Below are 15,831 nucleotides of genomic sequence, written 5' to 3' on the forward strand. Positions count from 1 at the left end.
TCATAACCACTTTTAACCTTAAAGCTATGATATAATATGGTTGAATTAGAAAGTTAGTCGTGTGGGAGGTATATACGTATGTCAAACGAAATACTAATTGTAGACGATGAAGATCGTATTAGAAGATTATTGAAACTATATCTCGAAAGAGAATCTTTTGAAATACATGAAGCAAATGATGGAAATGAAGCATATAGAATGGCAATGGAACATGACTATGCTTGCATTTTATTAGATTTGATGCTACCTGAAATGGATGGCATTACCGTTGCGTCTAAATTAAGAGAGCATAAGGAAACACCCATTATCATGTTAACTGCTAAAGGTGAGGAAACAAATCGTGTAGAAGGATTTGAATCTGGTGCGGATGACTACATCGTAAAACCATTCTCTCCAAGAGAAGTGGTCCTACGTGTTAAAGCATTATTAAGACGTACACAAGTGGCAACTGCCGAACAAAGCGAACCACATGCACGTGATTTAATAGAATTTGATCACTTAGTGATTGATAACGATGCACACAGAGTGTTGGCAGATGGTAGTCAAGTGAATTTAACACCTAAAGAATATGAATTATTGATCTTCCTAGCAAAAACACCTAATAAAGTATTTGATAGAGAACAATTACTAAAAGAAGTATGGCATTATGAGTTCTATGGTGACTTGCGAACTGTAGATACTCACGTTAAACGTTTAAGAGAGAAATTAAATCGTGTATCAGAGGACGCTGCACATATGATACAAACTGTATGGGGTGTTGGTTATAAATTTGAAATCAAATCAAATAATGAATCAACTCAATAGCGTCGTCATTAAACTGTGGTTAACTATTATTTTTATAGTGACTACAGTTTTAATTTTATTAAGTGCAGCGCTTATAACGTTTATACAATCTTATTTCACGCAAGAAACAGAAGACTCATTATTAAAAGATGCAAAACGAATTAGTCAACTTTTAGAAAACGCAGATAATAGAGAAACTGCAATTCAACATAGTAGAAAATTAATCGAAGGACCAGTTGGACTTATCATAATGAATGATAAGCATATAGATAGACAGGATAAAGATAAAACGAAAAACAAAATGGTCAAAGAAATTAAAAAAAGCAATGATTACAATCAAGTATTTAATAATGGTAAACAAGTTTCTGAACATGTCACCTTAAATATGAATGGAAATCAACGAACTTATGTATTAATCGGTTATCCTACAAAAGCCATTTCATCAGCGGATAATCACACAAATAAGTTTAGTGGTGTATTCATTTATCAAGACCTAAAAACGATTGAAGACACAAACAATGTCATTACCGTTATCATTTTAATTATTGCGATTATCTTTTTAGCGATAACAACTATCTTTGCCTTCTTCTTATCTTCTAGAATTACAAAGCCTTTAAGAAATTTAAGAACACAAGCGTTAAAAGTATCTAAAGGTGATTATGCGCAAGTTGTCCCAGTCAATTCGCGAGATGAAATAGGGGAATTATCACGCGCATTTAATACAATGAGTTCCGAAATACAGCAACACATTGACGCATTATCTTCATCTAAAAATATCCGCGATAGTCTAATCAATTCAATGGTAGAAGGCGTATTAGGTTTTAATGATAAAAAAGAAATTATCATTTCAAACAAAATGGCTAATACTACATTGCAAATGTTAGATGATTTTGCTTTAGAAAAACTTGATGAACAAAATGAACTTACATTTAAAAATAAAAAAACGCAATTTGAAGTTTATGAAATTAACACGCGCTATTTTGTAATTATTACAAGCTATATCGAACAAATTCAACCTGATGGTCGCAGTGGTATTGTAGCTATCATTCGTGATATGACTAATGAACATAATATGGACCAAATGAAAAAAGACTTTATTGCAAATGTATCACATGAATTACGCACGCCTATATCTTTACTGCAAGGGTATACAGAATCCATCGTTGATGGTATCGTCACCGAACCTGCAGAAATTCATGAGTCACTATCAATTGTGTTAGATGAAACAAAACGCTTGAACAGATTAGTGAATGAGTTATTAAATGTTGCTCGTATGGACGCAGAAGGATTAACTGTAAAAAAAGTTGTTCAACCCATTGATCATTTGCTTGATAAGGTGCAACAAAAGTATCAAAAACATGCTAAAGATTTAGGTTTAAATATGAATTTAAGTCCAAATACTCACAATCAGATGTGGTATTATGATTCTGATAGAATTGAACAAGTATTAACCAATCTTATAGACAATGCTTCAAGATATACTGAACCAGGTGACGAAATAAAGATTGAGTTTGGAGAAACGCAAACTGAAAACATCCTTTATATTAGTGACACTGGATCAGGCATAGCACCTGAACATTTACAACAAGTATTTGATAGATTCTATAAAGTAGACACTGCTCGTAAAAGAGGTAAACAAGGAACAGGATTAGGGTTGTTCATATGTCGCATGATTATACACGAGCATGGTGGTACTATAGATGTTAAAAGTACACTTGGTAAAGGGACTACATTTATCATCACTCTACCAAAACCTAAAACAAACTAATTTATCTTTAATAATTCTAATCTATTACAAATCCGTCACAAGCATGGTACTACTATGGCTTGTGGCGGATTATTTTCGTTGGTATCTTGAATTTAATTTAATTTAATTTTTAATCATTTTATCCCATGCGCAATACACACAATGGCTCGGCAATGAGTTATTTTAAGCAATTCTATTGTTTTTATCTGACTAATAAGCTATGATAAATTTATAAAATTTAAGAAATTCATCTTCGGGGTAGGGTGCAATTCCCAACCGGCAGTAAATAAAGCCTGCGACCCATTTTATTATATATAATAAAATGGCTGATCTAGTGAAAATCTAGAGCCGACAGTAAAGTCTGGATGGGAGAAGATGGAGGACATGATTTGTTGTGCAATTTATTCCTCCTATTCTATGTAAGATGAATGGAAGGAGACAATTAAATATGCATCAACAAACAAAAAGACTCATTACCATAAGTATGTTGAGTGCGGTGGCTTTCATTTTAATGTTTATAAAATTTCCAATACCATTTTTGCCACCTTATTTAACGTTAGATTTTGGTGATGTTCCCGCATTATTAGCAACATTTATTTTAGGGCCTGTAGCAGGTCTTATTGTAGAATTCATAAAAAATTTACTCAACTTTTTATTTAACATAGGTGATCCAGTTGGACCAGTTGCAAATTTTTTAGCAGCATCTAGCTTTTTATTAACAGCTTATTTTGTAACGAAATATAAAGATAAAATTAAGTCACAAATTGTTGGACTAAGTATTGCGACAGTAGTTATGACAATTGTATTAAGTATACTGAACTATTTCGTTTTACTCCCACTGTATGGCATGATTATGAATCTATCTGACGTTGTTGAAAATGTAAAAATCGTCATCGTATCTGGTGTGATTCCCTTTAACATCATTAAAGGTATTGTCATCTCTATCATATTTATTTTGTTATACAACAGACTAAAAAATGTCTTACCTAAATAAAATTAAATAAAAGAAACATAGACAAAACGAGCCATGATATATTAATATCACGGCTCGTTTTATCTATCGCTTTAAAAAAATAAAAAGTTAGCAAATGTCACAGTGATGACGTTACTAACATGGTTGTATATAAATACTATTTTGCAATAATAGCATTATTCAAATTTTAATGCATCGCCATCAAATGATTCCTCTTCAATTTTAATTGAATCCGTAGGACAACCATCTAATGCATCTTCCATATCTTCATATAGTTCTTCTGGCACTTCCGCAGTACCTTGATTATCATCTAGAATAACATATGCAATACCTTCGTCATCATAGTCATAAATATCAGGGGCAGCGGCACCACAAGCACCACATGCAATGCATGTATCCATATCTACAATTGTATATTTAGCCAATTTCTTCGCCTCCTTTGACAAAAATGCTACAATAATTACACAAATATTATTGTAATCACAGTTTATCGTTTTTTCAAATGTTTTCGATTTATAAGATGAGGGAGCGTCTATGTATAATATAATTCATTTTGCATACACAAATGCACATAATTACAAAACCGAAAAAAGTATATTTAATATTATCACAGGGAAAAAGTCTCATCAAACCTTTTTTGACGCCTGTAGTCAACAACTATTGTCATTGTATCATAGCTTACCTAATTTAAAATATCCGTCGTTTGAGCGATATTCTAATAATTTTAACATTGAAACAGCGCAATATCAAAGTATCATTAATCATCCTCGACACACATACGACAGTCTTGTGAACACGTTTAATGCAATTCAATTGTTAACTCAGACACTTTCGAATACTGGCCATGCTATTTATGAATTTGTACCGATCACACAACATCGTACTGTGCAAAAACAAGTTAAACAACTATATAAAAAAATAACAGATGAAGATTTAAAATCTCAATTCATCGAAGAACTTACAAACTTATTTCATACGTTATCAGAAAAAAACAATCATGTTTATCTCCATTACTATTTACAAGGTTTTGAAGAAAGCATGTACACTAGACAACAAGTAAGTTTAATTGAATCTGTATCTCAAGAACACTTATATGAATTGGAAATAAGAGATTTAGTTACTTTAATGTATGAAATAGAAGATGATTCACAATATCCTTTATTAAATCAGCTTATTATATTACCTGCTTTATTACATAAGACAACATTAACTTATGAAGGTATAAAACAAGGCATGCATTTTGATAAATTAGCAGCTCAACAAAATGTTAAACAAAATACGATACAAGATCATATCTTAGAATTATTTATCAAAGGTTATTTAACAGATTATCATTCATTTTTAATACATAAAACTTATGAACAATTTATTCCACATTACTTGTCAAACCGTAGTGAACGTTTAAGAAATTATAAAACTATATTTCCAGATCTTAGTTATTTTGAAATTAAATTAATCATTGTTGGCATTGAAAGAGGTGATTTGCATGCTTAATGAAGCGTTAAAAAAACATTTTGGTTTTGATACTTTTAAACCTGGACAAAAAGAAATCATAACGCATGTACTTGAAAAGAAAGATACATTAGGTATTTTACCAACTGGAAGTGGCAAAAGCCTATGCTATCAATTGCCAACATATATAAATCAACAACCAACACTAATCATCTCTCCATTAATCTCATTAATGGATGATCAAGTCATGCAACTTAAACTACATGGTGAGCATCATGTAGCTTGCATTCACTCAGGAATGGATGAACATGAAAGGGCTCAAAACATTAAACAATTGACGAAAAGTCGCTTTATTTTCTTAAGTCCTGAATTTCTACTACAACCTCATAACTTTAAATTAATAAAACATATAAATCTAGGAATCATCGTATTAGATGAGGCACACTGTCTCTCAGAATGGGGTTATGATTTCCGACCGCATTACGCCTTAGTTGGCAAAATCGTCAACCATTTTCATAACGCTACTGTATTAGCTTTAACAGCAACAGCACCATCCTATTTAACATTTGATTTAGAGCAAATATTAAATAAATCTTTTCATATCGTAAAGACAACCATGAATAGAGATAATATTTCGTTATCGCATAAAAACTTTGCTGATGATGATGAGAAGTTGAAATGGCTACTACCTTCATTAGAACACGCTGGTCCAACAATTATCTATGTATCATCTAAAAAAATGTGTCTATTATTAGCGCAACAAATATACAACTATGGCTTTTTAACTGGTATTTATCATGGCGACTTATCTTATCAAGAGCGTCATACGGTACAACATCAATTTTTAAATAATGAAATCCCAATCATTGTTGCTACAAGTGCATTTGGTATGGGCATTAATAAAAAAGACATCCGAACAATTATCCATTTTCATTTATCTACAAGTCCTTCTAATTATATGCAAGAAATAGGTCGTGCTGGTCGTGACGGGGGACAAAGTCAAGCCATTAGTCTTTATCAACCAGATGATCGCTTTTTATTAGAAACACTATTATTTACCGATATGATAACGATGGAGGATGTTGAAATATTCGAACTCGGTCAATTTTTGCCTCCTGAAAAATCAGAAGTTCTACAAATACTTTATAGCTATTATACATATCAACAATTACGTAATATATTCGAGATTTCATACAAACGTAAACATTTAGGATATATGCGCATGTTAGGCTATAAGCATCTTGATCAATGTCGACGTGCTTATATGATAGAATTTTTTAATGAACAATTGAGCGAAAAACCAAATCAGTGCTGTGATAATGATTCTGAAATTAATGCAATAAATATATTAAATAGAAAAAAAGTTAAAAGAAAAATGGATTTTAATGAAAAAATACAAAATTTATTTAAATAATAGACAATTACTTTACTTCATATTTTCAATCAAGCTATAATACGGTGTATACACTTGTTTAATAGTAATTTTTCTTCAAAAAGTCATACATATTTACAATCTTTTAGGGTAAAACAGTATATACTTAAATAAAAAAAGGAAGGATGATGAATTTGTCTAACAACAATTTTAAAGATGATTTTGAAAAAAATCGTCAATCCATTGATCCAAAAGAACACCAAGAAAATACTCAAGACTCGGTTAACGATTCAGTTGACAATATAAAAGAGGAAGTGTCTGATAAATCAGATGAACAATTCCCTCCTAGAAATGCTCAACGCAGACAACGTCGAAGAGACACAGCAACAAATCAAAGAGAAGATGAGCAGTCTAACCAAGAACATCACAACGAAAATAATGAAGTTGGTGATCGTGATAATGGTTTACAACACGAAGACAATTCTTCAAGAGATTCAAATGCAGACAAAGAATCTAATGATCCTTCACAAAATAACAATTTGATTCACGAATCATCAAACAATCAGCAATCTGAAAATCGTCATGATATAAACAATGAAAAAGATCAATCTGACAAAGATAGCAATAATAAAAAAGGTGCTGTTATCGCCAGTAGTGGTGCTGCAGGCGTTGGTGCTTATGCTGCTAGTAAACATAACGATGCAGCTTCAAGTTCTAAAGACCATAACGATAAAGCGCATCAACAAAATCAAGATTGGGAACAATCCAATCAAACGAATGATTCGACAGAAACGCAAGATGAAAATACAAACAATCATGATTCTAAGAAAAAAGGTGCTGCTGTAGCAGGTGGCGCTGCCGCTGCTGGAGCTGGTGCTTATGCAGCTGGCAAGCATAAAGGCAAAAAAGATAAAAATGATAATGAACCAGAACAAAATGAATCCAAATCTGACGTTAAAAACGAAGAAAAACATGGTTCTAAGAAAAAAGGTGCTGCTGTAGCAGGCGGTGCAGCAGCTGCTGGTACTGGCGCTGCCGCTGCTTCACATTCTAAATCAAGTACTGGCAATGGTGGTAATGGTAACGGCGGCAACGGCGGAAATGGTAATAATGGTGACAATAACCATGATTCTGAAGATAACAACAAGAAAAAAGGTGGTTTACTTGGTAAACTCCTCCCAATTATAGCAGCTATTTTAATCTTAGCCGCTATAGGTATCTTTGGTGGTATGGCGTTAACAGGTAACAACGATGATAAAGGCAGCGACGATGACAAAAAAGTAGCTGACAACAAAGATAAAGATTCTGATAAAGCTAAAGATGCTGATTCTGATAAAGACAGTAAATCAGATAAAGATAAAGACAAAGCTAAAGATGATGACAATAATCAAGCTACAACAGATTCTGATAGTAGTGATAGCTCTGATAATGCCAATTCTGATTCTGACCAAGGTAACAACGATTCACAAGATCAAGCTAACAGCGATCAAAACCAAGGCACACAAGATGAACAAAATAGTCAAAACAATCAAGATCAACAAAGCGATCAATCACAACAAAATGGTCAAGCTAATAGCAATCAAAATGGTTCATCAGACCAGTCACAAAATGCATCAAACGATAGCAACCAACAAAATAATCAATCTTCAAATAGTAATTCTGGACAACGCACTCACGTTGTAAATGGACAAAATTTATATAGAATTGCGATCCAATACTATGGTGAAGGTACTCCAGAAAATGTAGAAAAAATCAGAGAAGCAAATAATATTCAAGGCAACGATATTCATAATGGTCAACGTCTTGTGATACCACAATAATTTTCTTTACTACTGATAATTTTTATGGATAACTATTAAATAGAGTAGCTATCAAATTATAGATAAACCCTGCGCACATATTTGCGTAGGGTTTATCTATGTTTATTTATCGAGTTAAATATTAAATAATATAATTTTCTTTCAAGCATAAACCTTATGAATTCAATTGTTATAAAGTTTTCAAATTCTTTCATTTGGAATTTTTAAAACTATTGGTATAATATATGGGTGGTAAAAGGAGGACGAATAAAGTATGCAAACAGTTGAAAGTATCATAATAGGTGGCGGTCCTTGTGGATTAAGTGCTGCCATTGAGCAAAAGAAAAAAGGAATAGATACATTAGTTATTGAAAAAGGTAATGTTGTAGACGCGATTTATAATTATCCTACACACCAAACATTCTTTTCTTCTAGTGACAAATTAAGTATTGGGGACATACCTTTTATAGTTGAAGAAAGCAAGCCGCATAGAAATCAAGCACTGGTTTATTATAGAGCTGTAGTTAAACACCATCAGTTACGAATCAATGCTTTCGAAGAAGTCCTCACTGTAAAAAAAATCAATAACCGTTTCACAATTACAACTACGAAAGATGTTTATCAATGTAGATTTCTCACTGTAGCAACAGGATACTATGGACATCACAATCAACTTGAAGTCGAAGGTGCAGAACTTTCAAAAGTAATGCATTATTTTAAAGAGGCGCATCCTTACTTCGATCAAAATGTTGTCATCATAGGTGGTAAAAACTCAGCAGTCGATGCTGCTTTAGAACTTGAAAAAGCAGGCGCAAATGTCACAGTTATTTATCGTGGCAATGAATATCCAAAAGCGATCAAACCATGGATACTTCCTAATTTCGAATCGCTTGTACGCCATGAAAAAATCGATATGGCATTTAATGCAAATGTCACTAAAATTACTGAGGATAGTGTTTTCTATGAACAGGGTGGCCAAACATTTGAGATAGCCAATGACTATGTGTTTGCCATGATTGGTTATCACCCAGATTACGAATTCTTACAATCTATCGGCATTGAAATTAATCAAAATGAATATGGTACTGCACCTGTATATAATAAAGAAACATATGAAACTAATGTTGAAAATTGCTATATAGCTGGTGTCATAGCTGCTGGTAATGATGCAAATACAATTTTTATTGAAAATGGCAAATACCATGGCGGTATTATTACACAAAGTATCTTATCAAAAAAACAAACACCTTTAGAATCTTAAATTCCTAAGATATAAAAAGCTGAGACAACTAAAAATTGCCTCAGCTTTTTATAATTCAAATAGTATACTTAATCATTTTAAAGTTGTGATTCAAAGTATCGTTTTAATTGTTTAAATGTTAAATCATTACTTAATCCAACTAGAAGTTTTAACCTAGCTTTAGGACCATTTAAACCATTTGAGAAAATAACACCTTTATCTGTTAAGGTTGCACCGCCACCTTCATAAGCATAAATTGGTCCTACAATACCGTTAAATGATCTAGATACTAAAATTATAGGTATGTTTTTATCTAAACATTTGTCTAGTCCTTCCAAACTTGTTGGTGGTAAATTACCTTGTCCAAGCGCTTCAATGATGATGCCATCAACATTATTATCACTATGAAACGTTAACACATCACTATTCATTCCCATATATGCCTTAACTAATGGAATATTTAAAGTATGGTCTATTTCATTTAAGATAAGATGCTCATATGGTTTATGGTGAAATTGAACGCTATTTTTAGTGACAACACCTAGTGGGCCATGATTAGGGCTTTGAAAAGTATTTGTATTTGATGTATGTGTTTTCGTAACGTTACGCGCAGTATGAATTTCATCATTAAACACTACCATGACACCCATATCTGAAGACTCGTCACTTGTTGCAACACGAATCGCAGATATGAAATTATATAAACCATCTGAACCTATTTCATTTGAAGAACGCATAGCACCAGTAATCGTAATAGGTTTTGAAATATCTGTTGTTAAATCCAGTAAATAAGCTGTTTCTTCTAGCGTATCTGTACCGTGAGTAATAACAAATCCATCATAAGATTCATTTTTAGCTGCTTCCTCAATAATTTCTTTCAACTTTTCCACATATTCAATATTCATATGCGGTGAAGGTACATTGAACGGTGTTATTTCTGTCACATTTGCATATTGCGCAATCACATCTTGATGATTAGATATAGGATTATCTTTATTTGTCACCACTTTGTTAGCTTCATCTTGTGACATGCTTATCGTTCCACCGGTATGTATAACAAGAACATTTTTCATGCTAGCATTCCTCCTATTTATAATATACATATTTATGATAAAATATTATTCATAAAACAACAAGGAAGGGTTACAAAAATGAAATTATTAAATATCGCACTAGATGGACCTGCTGCGGCTGGAAAAAGTACCATCGCTAAATTATTAGCAGCTAAATTATCTATGATTTATGTAGATACAGGCGCAATGTACCGCGCAATAACTTACAAATACTTACAACAAAACAAACCTGAAGATTTTGATCAACTTATAGAAACTACTGAATTGTCTTTAACTTATGATAAAGACAAAGGTCAAAGAGTTATTTTAGATAATCAAGATGTCACTGACTATTTAAGAGAAAACGATGTAACCAATCATGTTTCTTATGTTGCATCTAAAGAAGCGGTTAGAACATTTTCTGTAAACAAACAACAAGAATTAGCAGCTAAAAAAGGCATCGTAATGGATGGAAGAGATATTGGTACCGTTGTATTACCAGATGCAGATTTGAAAGTATATATGATTGCTTCAGTTGAAGAACGTGCAGTTCGAAGACAAAAAGATAATGAAGAACGCGGTATTGTTTCCAATGTTGAACAACTTAAGCAAGAAATTGCTGATCGAGATCAATATGATATGAACCGTGACATATCACCTTTGAAAAAAGCAGATGATGCGATTACAGTTGATACAACAGGAAAGAGCATAGAAATTGTTACACAAGAAATATTAGCACTTGTTCATAAAATTAGTTAATCTCAAATAATAGCTAGATATATAAAGCCCTTTCTTTCCAAATTGTGTAAAAAGGTTATATAATACAATTATCGGGTATAAAACTTACATGAATTTTTATACTAATACGAGCTGCATATAAAGTGAAATTGTAAAAAATAGGTAAAGTTATTTAAAATTTAGTTAGCTAAATGGCCCTATTTTACAGCATTTTAACAATTAATATTTGAATTCCTTAATTAAAGTGGAATTTCTTGACAATTTTGTCAGATTATAAGATGTTATAAATATGTAGTGTAATAAGGAGGCAGACAAGATGACTGAAGAGTTTAACGAATCAATGATTAATGACATTAAAGAAGGGGATAAAGTTACAGGCGAAGTTCAAGAAATTGAAGAAAAGCAAGTAATTGTTGCTGTTAATGGTGCAAAATTTAACGGTATTATCCCAATAAGTCAACTTTCAACACATCATATTGATAATCCTAGTGATGCTGTCAAAGTTGGTGATGAAATTGGTGCATATGTTACTAAAGTAGAATATGACGAAGAGAATGAAACGGGTGCTTACATCCTTTCGAAACGTCAACTTGAAACTGAAAAATCATATGAATTTTTACAAGAACAACTAGACAATAACCAAACAATTGAAGCTAAAGTCACTGAAGTTGTTAAAGGTGGTTTAGTGGTTGATGTTGGTCAAAGAGGATTTGTTCCGGCTTCATTAATTTCTACAGATTTCATTGAAGATTTCTCTGATTTTGAAGGTCAAGTTCTTAAATTAAAAGTAGAAGAATTAGACCCTGCAAATAATCGTGTCATTCTTAGTCGTAAAGCAGTAGAGGCATTGGAAAATGCAGAGAAAAAAGATGAATTATTGGAATCACTTAATGAAGGTGACGTTATAGAAGGTAAAGTCGCTCGACTTACAAACTTTGGTGCATTCGTAGATATAGGTGGCGTTGATGGACTTGTTCACGTTTCTGAATTATCACATGAACATGTAAAATCTCCTGAAGATGTGGTTTCAATTGGTGAAACGGTAAATGTGAAAATTAAATCTGTAGACAAAGATTCTGAACGCATTTCTTTATCTATTAAAGATACGTTACCTAGCCCATTTGAATCAATTAAAGGTGAATTCAACGAAGGCGATGTAATCGAAGGCACTGTCGTAAGATTAGCTAACTTTGGTGCATTTGTAGAAATTAAACCTGGTGTACAAGGTTTAGTGCATATTTCTGAAATTAGTCATTCACATATTGGTTCTCCAAGTGAAGCGTTAGAACCTGGCCAAGTCGTAAGTGTCAAAGTGCTTGGTGTAGATGTAGAGAATGAGCGTATTTCGTTATCTATAAAAGCTACCTTACCAAATGAAAATGTTATCGAAAGTGATAGTGAAACAACACAATCCTATTTAGATAATGGTTCTGATGACGAAGATAATCCAACATTGGGTGATGTATTCGGTGATAAATTAAAAGACTTTAAGTTTTAATACAAAGTATGATGCCAATTTTAAATCTTGTCCTAATGATAACTAGGGCAAGATTTCTTTTTTTGCCATAAAATTACAATGTAATAACTATAACAGTCATATTGTTTTAATATTTCTTTTTATTTATCTAACCCGTATGATAGAATTATAGAGATTAAAAAAGAGAGGAAGTTAGTTATGACTAAACCTATAGTAGCAATTGTTGGTAGGCCAAACGTTGGTAAATCGACAATTTTTAATAGAGTCGTAGGCGAGCGTGTATCGATTGTAGAAGATACGCCAGGAGTGACTCGTGATAGAATTTATTCATCAGGTGAATGGTTAACGCACGATTTTAATATCATTGACACGGGTGGTATTGAAATTGGAGATGCACCATTTCAAACTCAAATAAGAGCTCAAGCAGAAGTTGCAATTGATGAAGCTGATGTTATCATTTTCATGGTTAATGTAAGAGAAGGCTTAACTCAAAGTGATGAAATGGTTGCACAAATGTTATATAAATCAAAAAAACCTGTCGTGTTAGCCGTTAATAAAGTCGATAATCCAGAAATGAGAAATGAAATTTATGATTTTTATTCTCTTGGCTTTGGAGATCCATACCCAATATCCGGTTCACATGGACTTGGTCTAGGTGATTTATTAGATGCAGTTGTTAAACATTTTAAAGAAGAAGAACCTGATCCATATGATGACGATACAATTAGATTATCAATTATAGGGCGTCCAAATGTGGGCAAATCAAGTTTAGTGAATGCTATCTTAGGTGAAGACCGCGTCATTGTTTCCAATGTAGCAGGCACAACACGTGATGCTGTAGATACTGAATATAGCTATGATGATCAAGACTATGTATTAATTGATACTGCCGGCATGCGTAAAAAGGGTAAAGTATATGAAAATACTGAAAAATACTCCGTTTTACGTGCACTAAAAGCAATAGAAAGATCGAACGTCATACTTATTGTCATAGATGCTGAACAAGGTATCATAGAACAAGACAAACGTGTTGCAGGATATGCGCATGAAGAAGGAAAAGCCATCGTTATCGTAGTTAATAAATGGGACACGGTAGATAAGGAAACAAATACAATGAAAAAATTCAAGGATGAAGTACGTAAAGAGTTTCAATTCTTGGACTATGCAGAAATAGCATTTGTTTCAGCTAAAGAAAAACAACGTCTTAGAACGTTATTCCCATATATTAAAGAAGCCAGTGAGAATCATAAAAAACGTGTTCAAAGTTCTACACTTAATGAAGTTGTTACTGATGCTATATCAATGAACCCGACACCTACAGACAAAGGACGTCGTTTAAACGTATTTTATGCTACACAAGTTGCAATTGAACCACCAACATTTATCGTTTTTGTCAACGATGTAGAATTGATGCATTTTTCTTATAAACGTTATTTAGAGAATCAAATCAGGGCTGCATTTGGATTTGAAGGTACACCAGTGCATATTATAGCAAGAAAGAGAAATTAATCATCGGAGGGGATAGCATGTCTAAAGTTACCGTTTTTGGTACTGGAAGTTTCGGTACAGCATTAGCAAATGTCTTAGCCGAAAATGGACATCAAGTATTGATGTGGGGGAAAAACGAAACCACAATAAATGAAATTAATGAACAACACATTAATAGTAAATATTTAAAAACCGCTGAGTTAAATGAAGATATTGAAGCAACACTTGATATTGAAACCGCTGTTGCTTTTGCTGATATTTATTTAATGGCACTACCTACCAAAGCGATGAGAGAAGTAGCTCAAACAATTGATTCGTTATTATCTAGTAAGAAAACGTTTATACACGTTGCTAAAGGTATTGAAAATGATACTTATAAACGCGTATCTGAAATGTTAGAAGATTCTATTTCACCTAAACATAATGCAGGAATTGGCGTACTATCAGGACCAAGTCATGCCGAAGAGGTAGTCATTAAACAACCTACAACAGTAGCAGCTTCTTCAAAATCAGAATCTGTACGACAACTAACACAAGATTTATTTATGAATGATTATTTACGTGTTTACACAAATGAAGATCTCGTAGGTGTTGAACTCGGAGGCGCTCTAAAAAATATCATCGCTGTTGCAAGCGGTGTAATTTCAGGAATGGGCTTCGGAGATAATGCTAAAGCGGCATTGATGACTAGAGGTTTGGCTGAAATTAGTCGTTTAGGCGAAAAATTAGGTGCAAATCCTATTACTTTTCTTGGTTTAGGTGGTATTGGCGATTTAATTGTGACATGTACTTCAACACATTCCAGAAACTATACATTAGGCTATAAATTAGGTGAAGGAAAATCACTTGATACTGCTTTAAATGAAATGAATATGGTTGTGGAAGGTGTATATACTACAAAATCAGTTTACCATTTATCAAAAGAAGTCAATGTTGATATGCCAATAACAACCGCTCTATACAAAGTATTATTCGAAAATAGACCCGTAGATGAAAGCGTTAAAGATTTGATGGGACGAGGAAAGAAAGCAGAATAACAGAGTATAATTACACTTTTCATAAAATATATAACAATTTGCTATCAAAATCCTATTATTTCAACGTTTTTTGCGCATAAATCATTGCAGTAGCAGTAATCGTTGTGTTAAAGTCATACCATAATGATATTAAGTATCATTATAAACCCTAGGGGAGGTGAATTCATAATGAACAAGACAGATTTAATCAATGCTGTAGCAGAGCAAGCTGATTTAACTAAAAAAGAAGCTGGTTTAGCTGTAGATGCAGTATTCGAATCAATTCAATCATCACTTTCTAAAGGTGAAAAAGTACAATTAATTGGATTCGGTAACTTTGAAGTACGCGAACGCGCTGCTCGTAAAGGCCGTAACCCTCAAACTGGTAAAGAAATTGATATCCCTGCAAGCAAAGTTCCAGCATTCAAAGCTGGTAAAGCTTTAAAAGACGCAGTAAAATAATTCTTTACTAAAAGTGAAGCCCTTTTTAAGGGGCTTTTTCTTTTTTTATTAATCTTTTAATTAAATACTTATCAATATAAACAAAAACTTTATGATATCATTTGTGTTAACTACAAACTATATATTCACAATGATTTAAGATACAATGAAACTAAAATTAATACATACGATGAAATAAATCACAGTTCAGACTAAGACAAGCACATTCGTTTTAGTCTGAATTATAATGTGA

General features: G+C 32.7%; 14 protein-coding genes and 1 riboswitch. Of the genes, 12 read left to right on the forward strand and 2 right to left on the reverse strand.

The window, feature by feature from the left end:
* The first annotated feature begins 78 nt into the window (after nucleotides 1-78).
* The 3 genes from SSP_RS06415 (at nucleotide 79) to SSP_RS06425 (ending at nucleotide 3,524) form a co-directional block, all read left to right on the forward strand.
* On the forward strand, nucleotides 79-804 hold the full coding sequence (locus SSP_RS06415; protein ID WP_011303060.1) for a response regulator: 726 nt from the start codon (nucleotides 79-81) through the stop codon (nucleotides 802-804).
* Nucleotides 788-2,551 carry an ATP-binding protein gene (locus SSP_RS06420; RefSeq protein ID WP_041784899.1) on the forward strand — a complete coding sequence of 588 codons (1,764 nt, stop codon included), beginning with the start codon at nucleotides 788-790 and terminating at the stop codon, nucleotides 2,549-2,551. Before SSP_RS06415 ends, SSP_RS06420 begins: the two co-directional genes overlap by 17 nt.
* A gap of 224 nt (nucleotides 2,552-2,775) precedes the next feature.
* A riboswitch (FMN riboswitch) is annotated at nucleotides 2,776-2,911 on the forward strand.
* A gap of 67 nt (nucleotides 2,912-2,978) precedes the next feature.
* Nucleotides 2,979-3,524, forward strand: coding sequence for an ECF transporter S component (locus tag SSP_RS06425; protein ID WP_037538408.1), 546 nt, complete (start codon nucleotides 2,979-2,981; stop codon nucleotides 3,522-3,524).
* A 155-nt stretch (nucleotides 3,525-3,679) separates the two neighbouring features.
* On the opposite strand, the gene SSP_RS06430 is transcribed toward SSP_RS06425, so the two are convergent.
* Nucleotides 3,680-3,928: a ferredoxin gene (locus SSP_RS06430; protein ID WP_002483238.1), complete on the reverse strand. Its 249-nt coding sequence runs from the start codon at nucleotides 3,926-3,928 to the stop codon at nucleotides 3,680-3,682.
* 109 nt (nucleotides 3,929-4,037) lie between these two features.
* Here SSP_RS06430 and SSP_RS06435 point away from each other — a divergent pair, with 109 nt between their 5' ends.
* The 4 genes from SSP_RS06435 to ypdA all read left to right on the forward strand — a co-directional run bounded on the left by SSP_RS06435 (nucleotide 4,038) and on the right by ypdA (nucleotide 9,387).
* Nucleotides 4,038-4,997, forward strand: coding sequence for a helix-turn-helix domain-containing protein (locus tag SSP_RS06435; RefSeq protein ID WP_011303062.1), 960 nt, complete (start codon nucleotides 4,038-4,040; stop codon nucleotides 4,995-4,997).
* Entirely contained in the window at nucleotides 4,990-6,369 is a 1,380-nt protein-coding gene (locus tag SSP_RS06440) for a RecQ family ATP-dependent DNA helicase (protein WP_011303063.1), read from the forward strand. The genes SSP_RS06435 and SSP_RS06440 overlap by 8 nt, the downstream gene beginning before the upstream one ends.
* Before the next feature lie 146 nt (nucleotides 6,370-6,515).
* Complete coding sequence (ebpS, locus tag SSP_RS06445; protein WP_051488177.1) at nucleotides 6,516-8,147, forward strand: elastin-binding protein EbpS; 1,632 nt, start codon at nucleotides 6,516-6,518, stop codon at nucleotides 8,145-8,147.
* A 253-nt stretch (nucleotides 8,148-8,400) separates the two neighbouring features.
* Nucleotides 8,401-9,387 carry a bacillithiol disulfide reductase YpdA gene (gene ypdA / locus SSP_RS06450; protein WP_002483242.1) on the forward strand — a complete coding sequence of 329 codons (987 nt, stop codon included), beginning with the start codon at nucleotides 8,401-8,403 and terminating at the stop codon, nucleotides 9,385-9,387.
* Nucleotides 9,388-9,464: 77 nt separating this feature from the next.
* Here the strand turns inward: ypdA and SSP_RS06455 are convergent, their stop codons facing one another.
* Nucleotides 9,465-10,439, reverse strand: a complete 975-nt coding sequence (locus tag SSP_RS06455) for an asparaginase (RefSeq protein WP_011303065.1) — start codon at nucleotides 10,437-10,439, stop codon at nucleotides 9,465-9,467.
* Nucleotides 10,440-10,517: 78 nt separating this feature from the next.
* Between SSP_RS06455 and cmk the strand changes: the two genes are divergently transcribed.
* The 5 genes from cmk to SSP_RS06480 all read left to right on the forward strand — a co-directional run bounded on the left by cmk (nucleotide 10,518) and on the right by SSP_RS06480 (nucleotide 15,599).
* Nucleotides 10,518-11,177, forward strand: a complete 660-nt coding sequence (gene cmk / locus SSP_RS06460; RefSeq protein ID WP_002483244.1) for a (d)CMP kinase — start codon at nucleotides 10,518-10,520, stop codon at nucleotides 11,175-11,177.
* Nucleotides 11,178-11,472: 295 nt separating this feature from the next.
* Nucleotides 11,473-12,654: a 30S ribosomal protein S1 gene (gene rpsA, locus SSP_RS06465; RefSeq protein WP_002483245.1), complete on the forward strand. Its 1,182-nt coding sequence runs from the start codon at nucleotides 11,473-11,475 to the stop codon at nucleotides 12,652-12,654.
* Nucleotides 12,655-12,831: 177 nt separating this feature from the next.
* The gene (der, locus tag SSP_RS06470) at nucleotides 12,832-14,142 is read left to right on the forward strand and encodes a ribosome biogenesis GTPase Der (protein ID WP_002483246.1); all 1,311 of its coding nucleotides are present in this window, start codon (nucleotides 12,832-12,834) and stop codon (nucleotides 14,140-14,142) included.
* A 17-nt stretch (nucleotides 14,143-14,159) separates the two neighbouring features.
* Nucleotides 14,160-15,158, forward strand: coding sequence for an NAD(P)H-dependent glycerol-3-phosphate dehydrogenase (locus SSP_RS06475; RefSeq protein WP_011303066.1), 999 nt, complete (start codon nucleotides 14,160-14,162; stop codon nucleotides 15,156-15,158).
* 168 nt (nucleotides 15,159-15,326) lie between these two features.
* On the forward strand, nucleotides 15,327-15,599 hold the full coding sequence (locus SSP_RS06480; RefSeq protein WP_002483248.1) for an HU family DNA-binding protein: 273 nt from the start codon (nucleotides 15,327-15,329) through the stop codon (nucleotides 15,597-15,599).
* Nucleotides 15,600-15,831: the final 232 nt, after the last annotated feature.

It is taken from the genome of Staphylococcus saprophyticus subsp. saprophyticus ATCC 15305 = NCTC 7292, assembly GCF_000010125.1.
Taxonomy (GTDB): domain Bacteria; phylum Bacillota; class Bacilli; order Staphylococcales; family Staphylococcaceae; genus Staphylococcus; species Staphylococcus saprophyticus.

What these genes read in the sequence shown, in the direction of transcription:
- SSP_RS06415 (WP_011303060.1), top strand. Translation starts at nt 79, where the DNA reads ATGTCAAACGAAATACTAATTGTAGACGATGAAGATCGTATTAGAAGA.
- SSP_RS06420 (WP_041784899.1), top strand. Translation starts at nt 788, where the DNA reads ATGAATCAACTCAATAGCGTCGTCATTAAACTGTGGTTAACTATTATT.
- SSP_RS06435 (WP_011303062.1), top strand. Translation starts at nt 4,038, where the DNA reads ATGTATAATATAATTCATTTTGCATACACAAATGCACATAATTACAAA.
- rpsA (WP_002483245.1), top strand. Translation starts at nt 11,473, where the DNA reads ATGACTGAAGAGTTTAACGAATCAATGATTAATGACATTAAAGAAGGG.
- cmk (WP_002483244.1), top strand. Translation starts at nt 10,518, where the DNA reads ATGAAATTATTAAATATCGCACTAGATGGACCTGCTGCGGCTGGAAAA.
- SSP_RS06425 (WP_037538408.1), top strand. Translation starts at nt 2,979, where the DNA reads ATGCATCAACAAACAAAAAGACTCATTACCATAAGTATGTTGAGTGCG.
- SSP_RS06475 (WP_011303066.1), top strand. Translation starts at nt 14,160, where the DNA reads ATGTCTAAAGTTACCGTTTTTGGTACTGGAAGTTTCGGTACAGCATTA.
- der (WP_002483246.1), top strand. Translation starts at nt 12,832, where the DNA reads ATGACTAAACCTATAGTAGCAATTGTTGGTAGGCCAAACGTTGGTAAA.
- SSP_RS06455 (WP_011303065.1), bottom strand. Translation starts at nt 10,439, where the DNA reads ATGAAAAATGTTCTTGTTATACATACCGGTGGAACGATAAGCATGTCA.
- SSP_RS06480 (WP_002483248.1), top strand. Translation starts at nt 15,327, where the DNA reads ATGAACAAGACAGATTTAATCAATGCTGTAGCAGAGCAAGCTGATTTA.
- SSP_RS06440 (WP_011303063.1), top strand. Translation starts at nt 4,990, where the DNA reads ATGCTTAATGAAGCGTTAAAAAAACATTTTGGTTTTGATACTTTTAAA.
- ebpS (WP_051488177.1), top strand. Translation starts at nt 6,516, where the DNA reads ATGAATTTGTCTAACAACAATTTTAAAGATGATTTTGAAAAAAATCGT.
- ypdA (WP_002483242.1), top strand. Translation starts at nt 8,401, where the DNA reads ATGCAAACAGTTGAAAGTATCATAATAGGTGGCGGTCCTTGTGGATTA.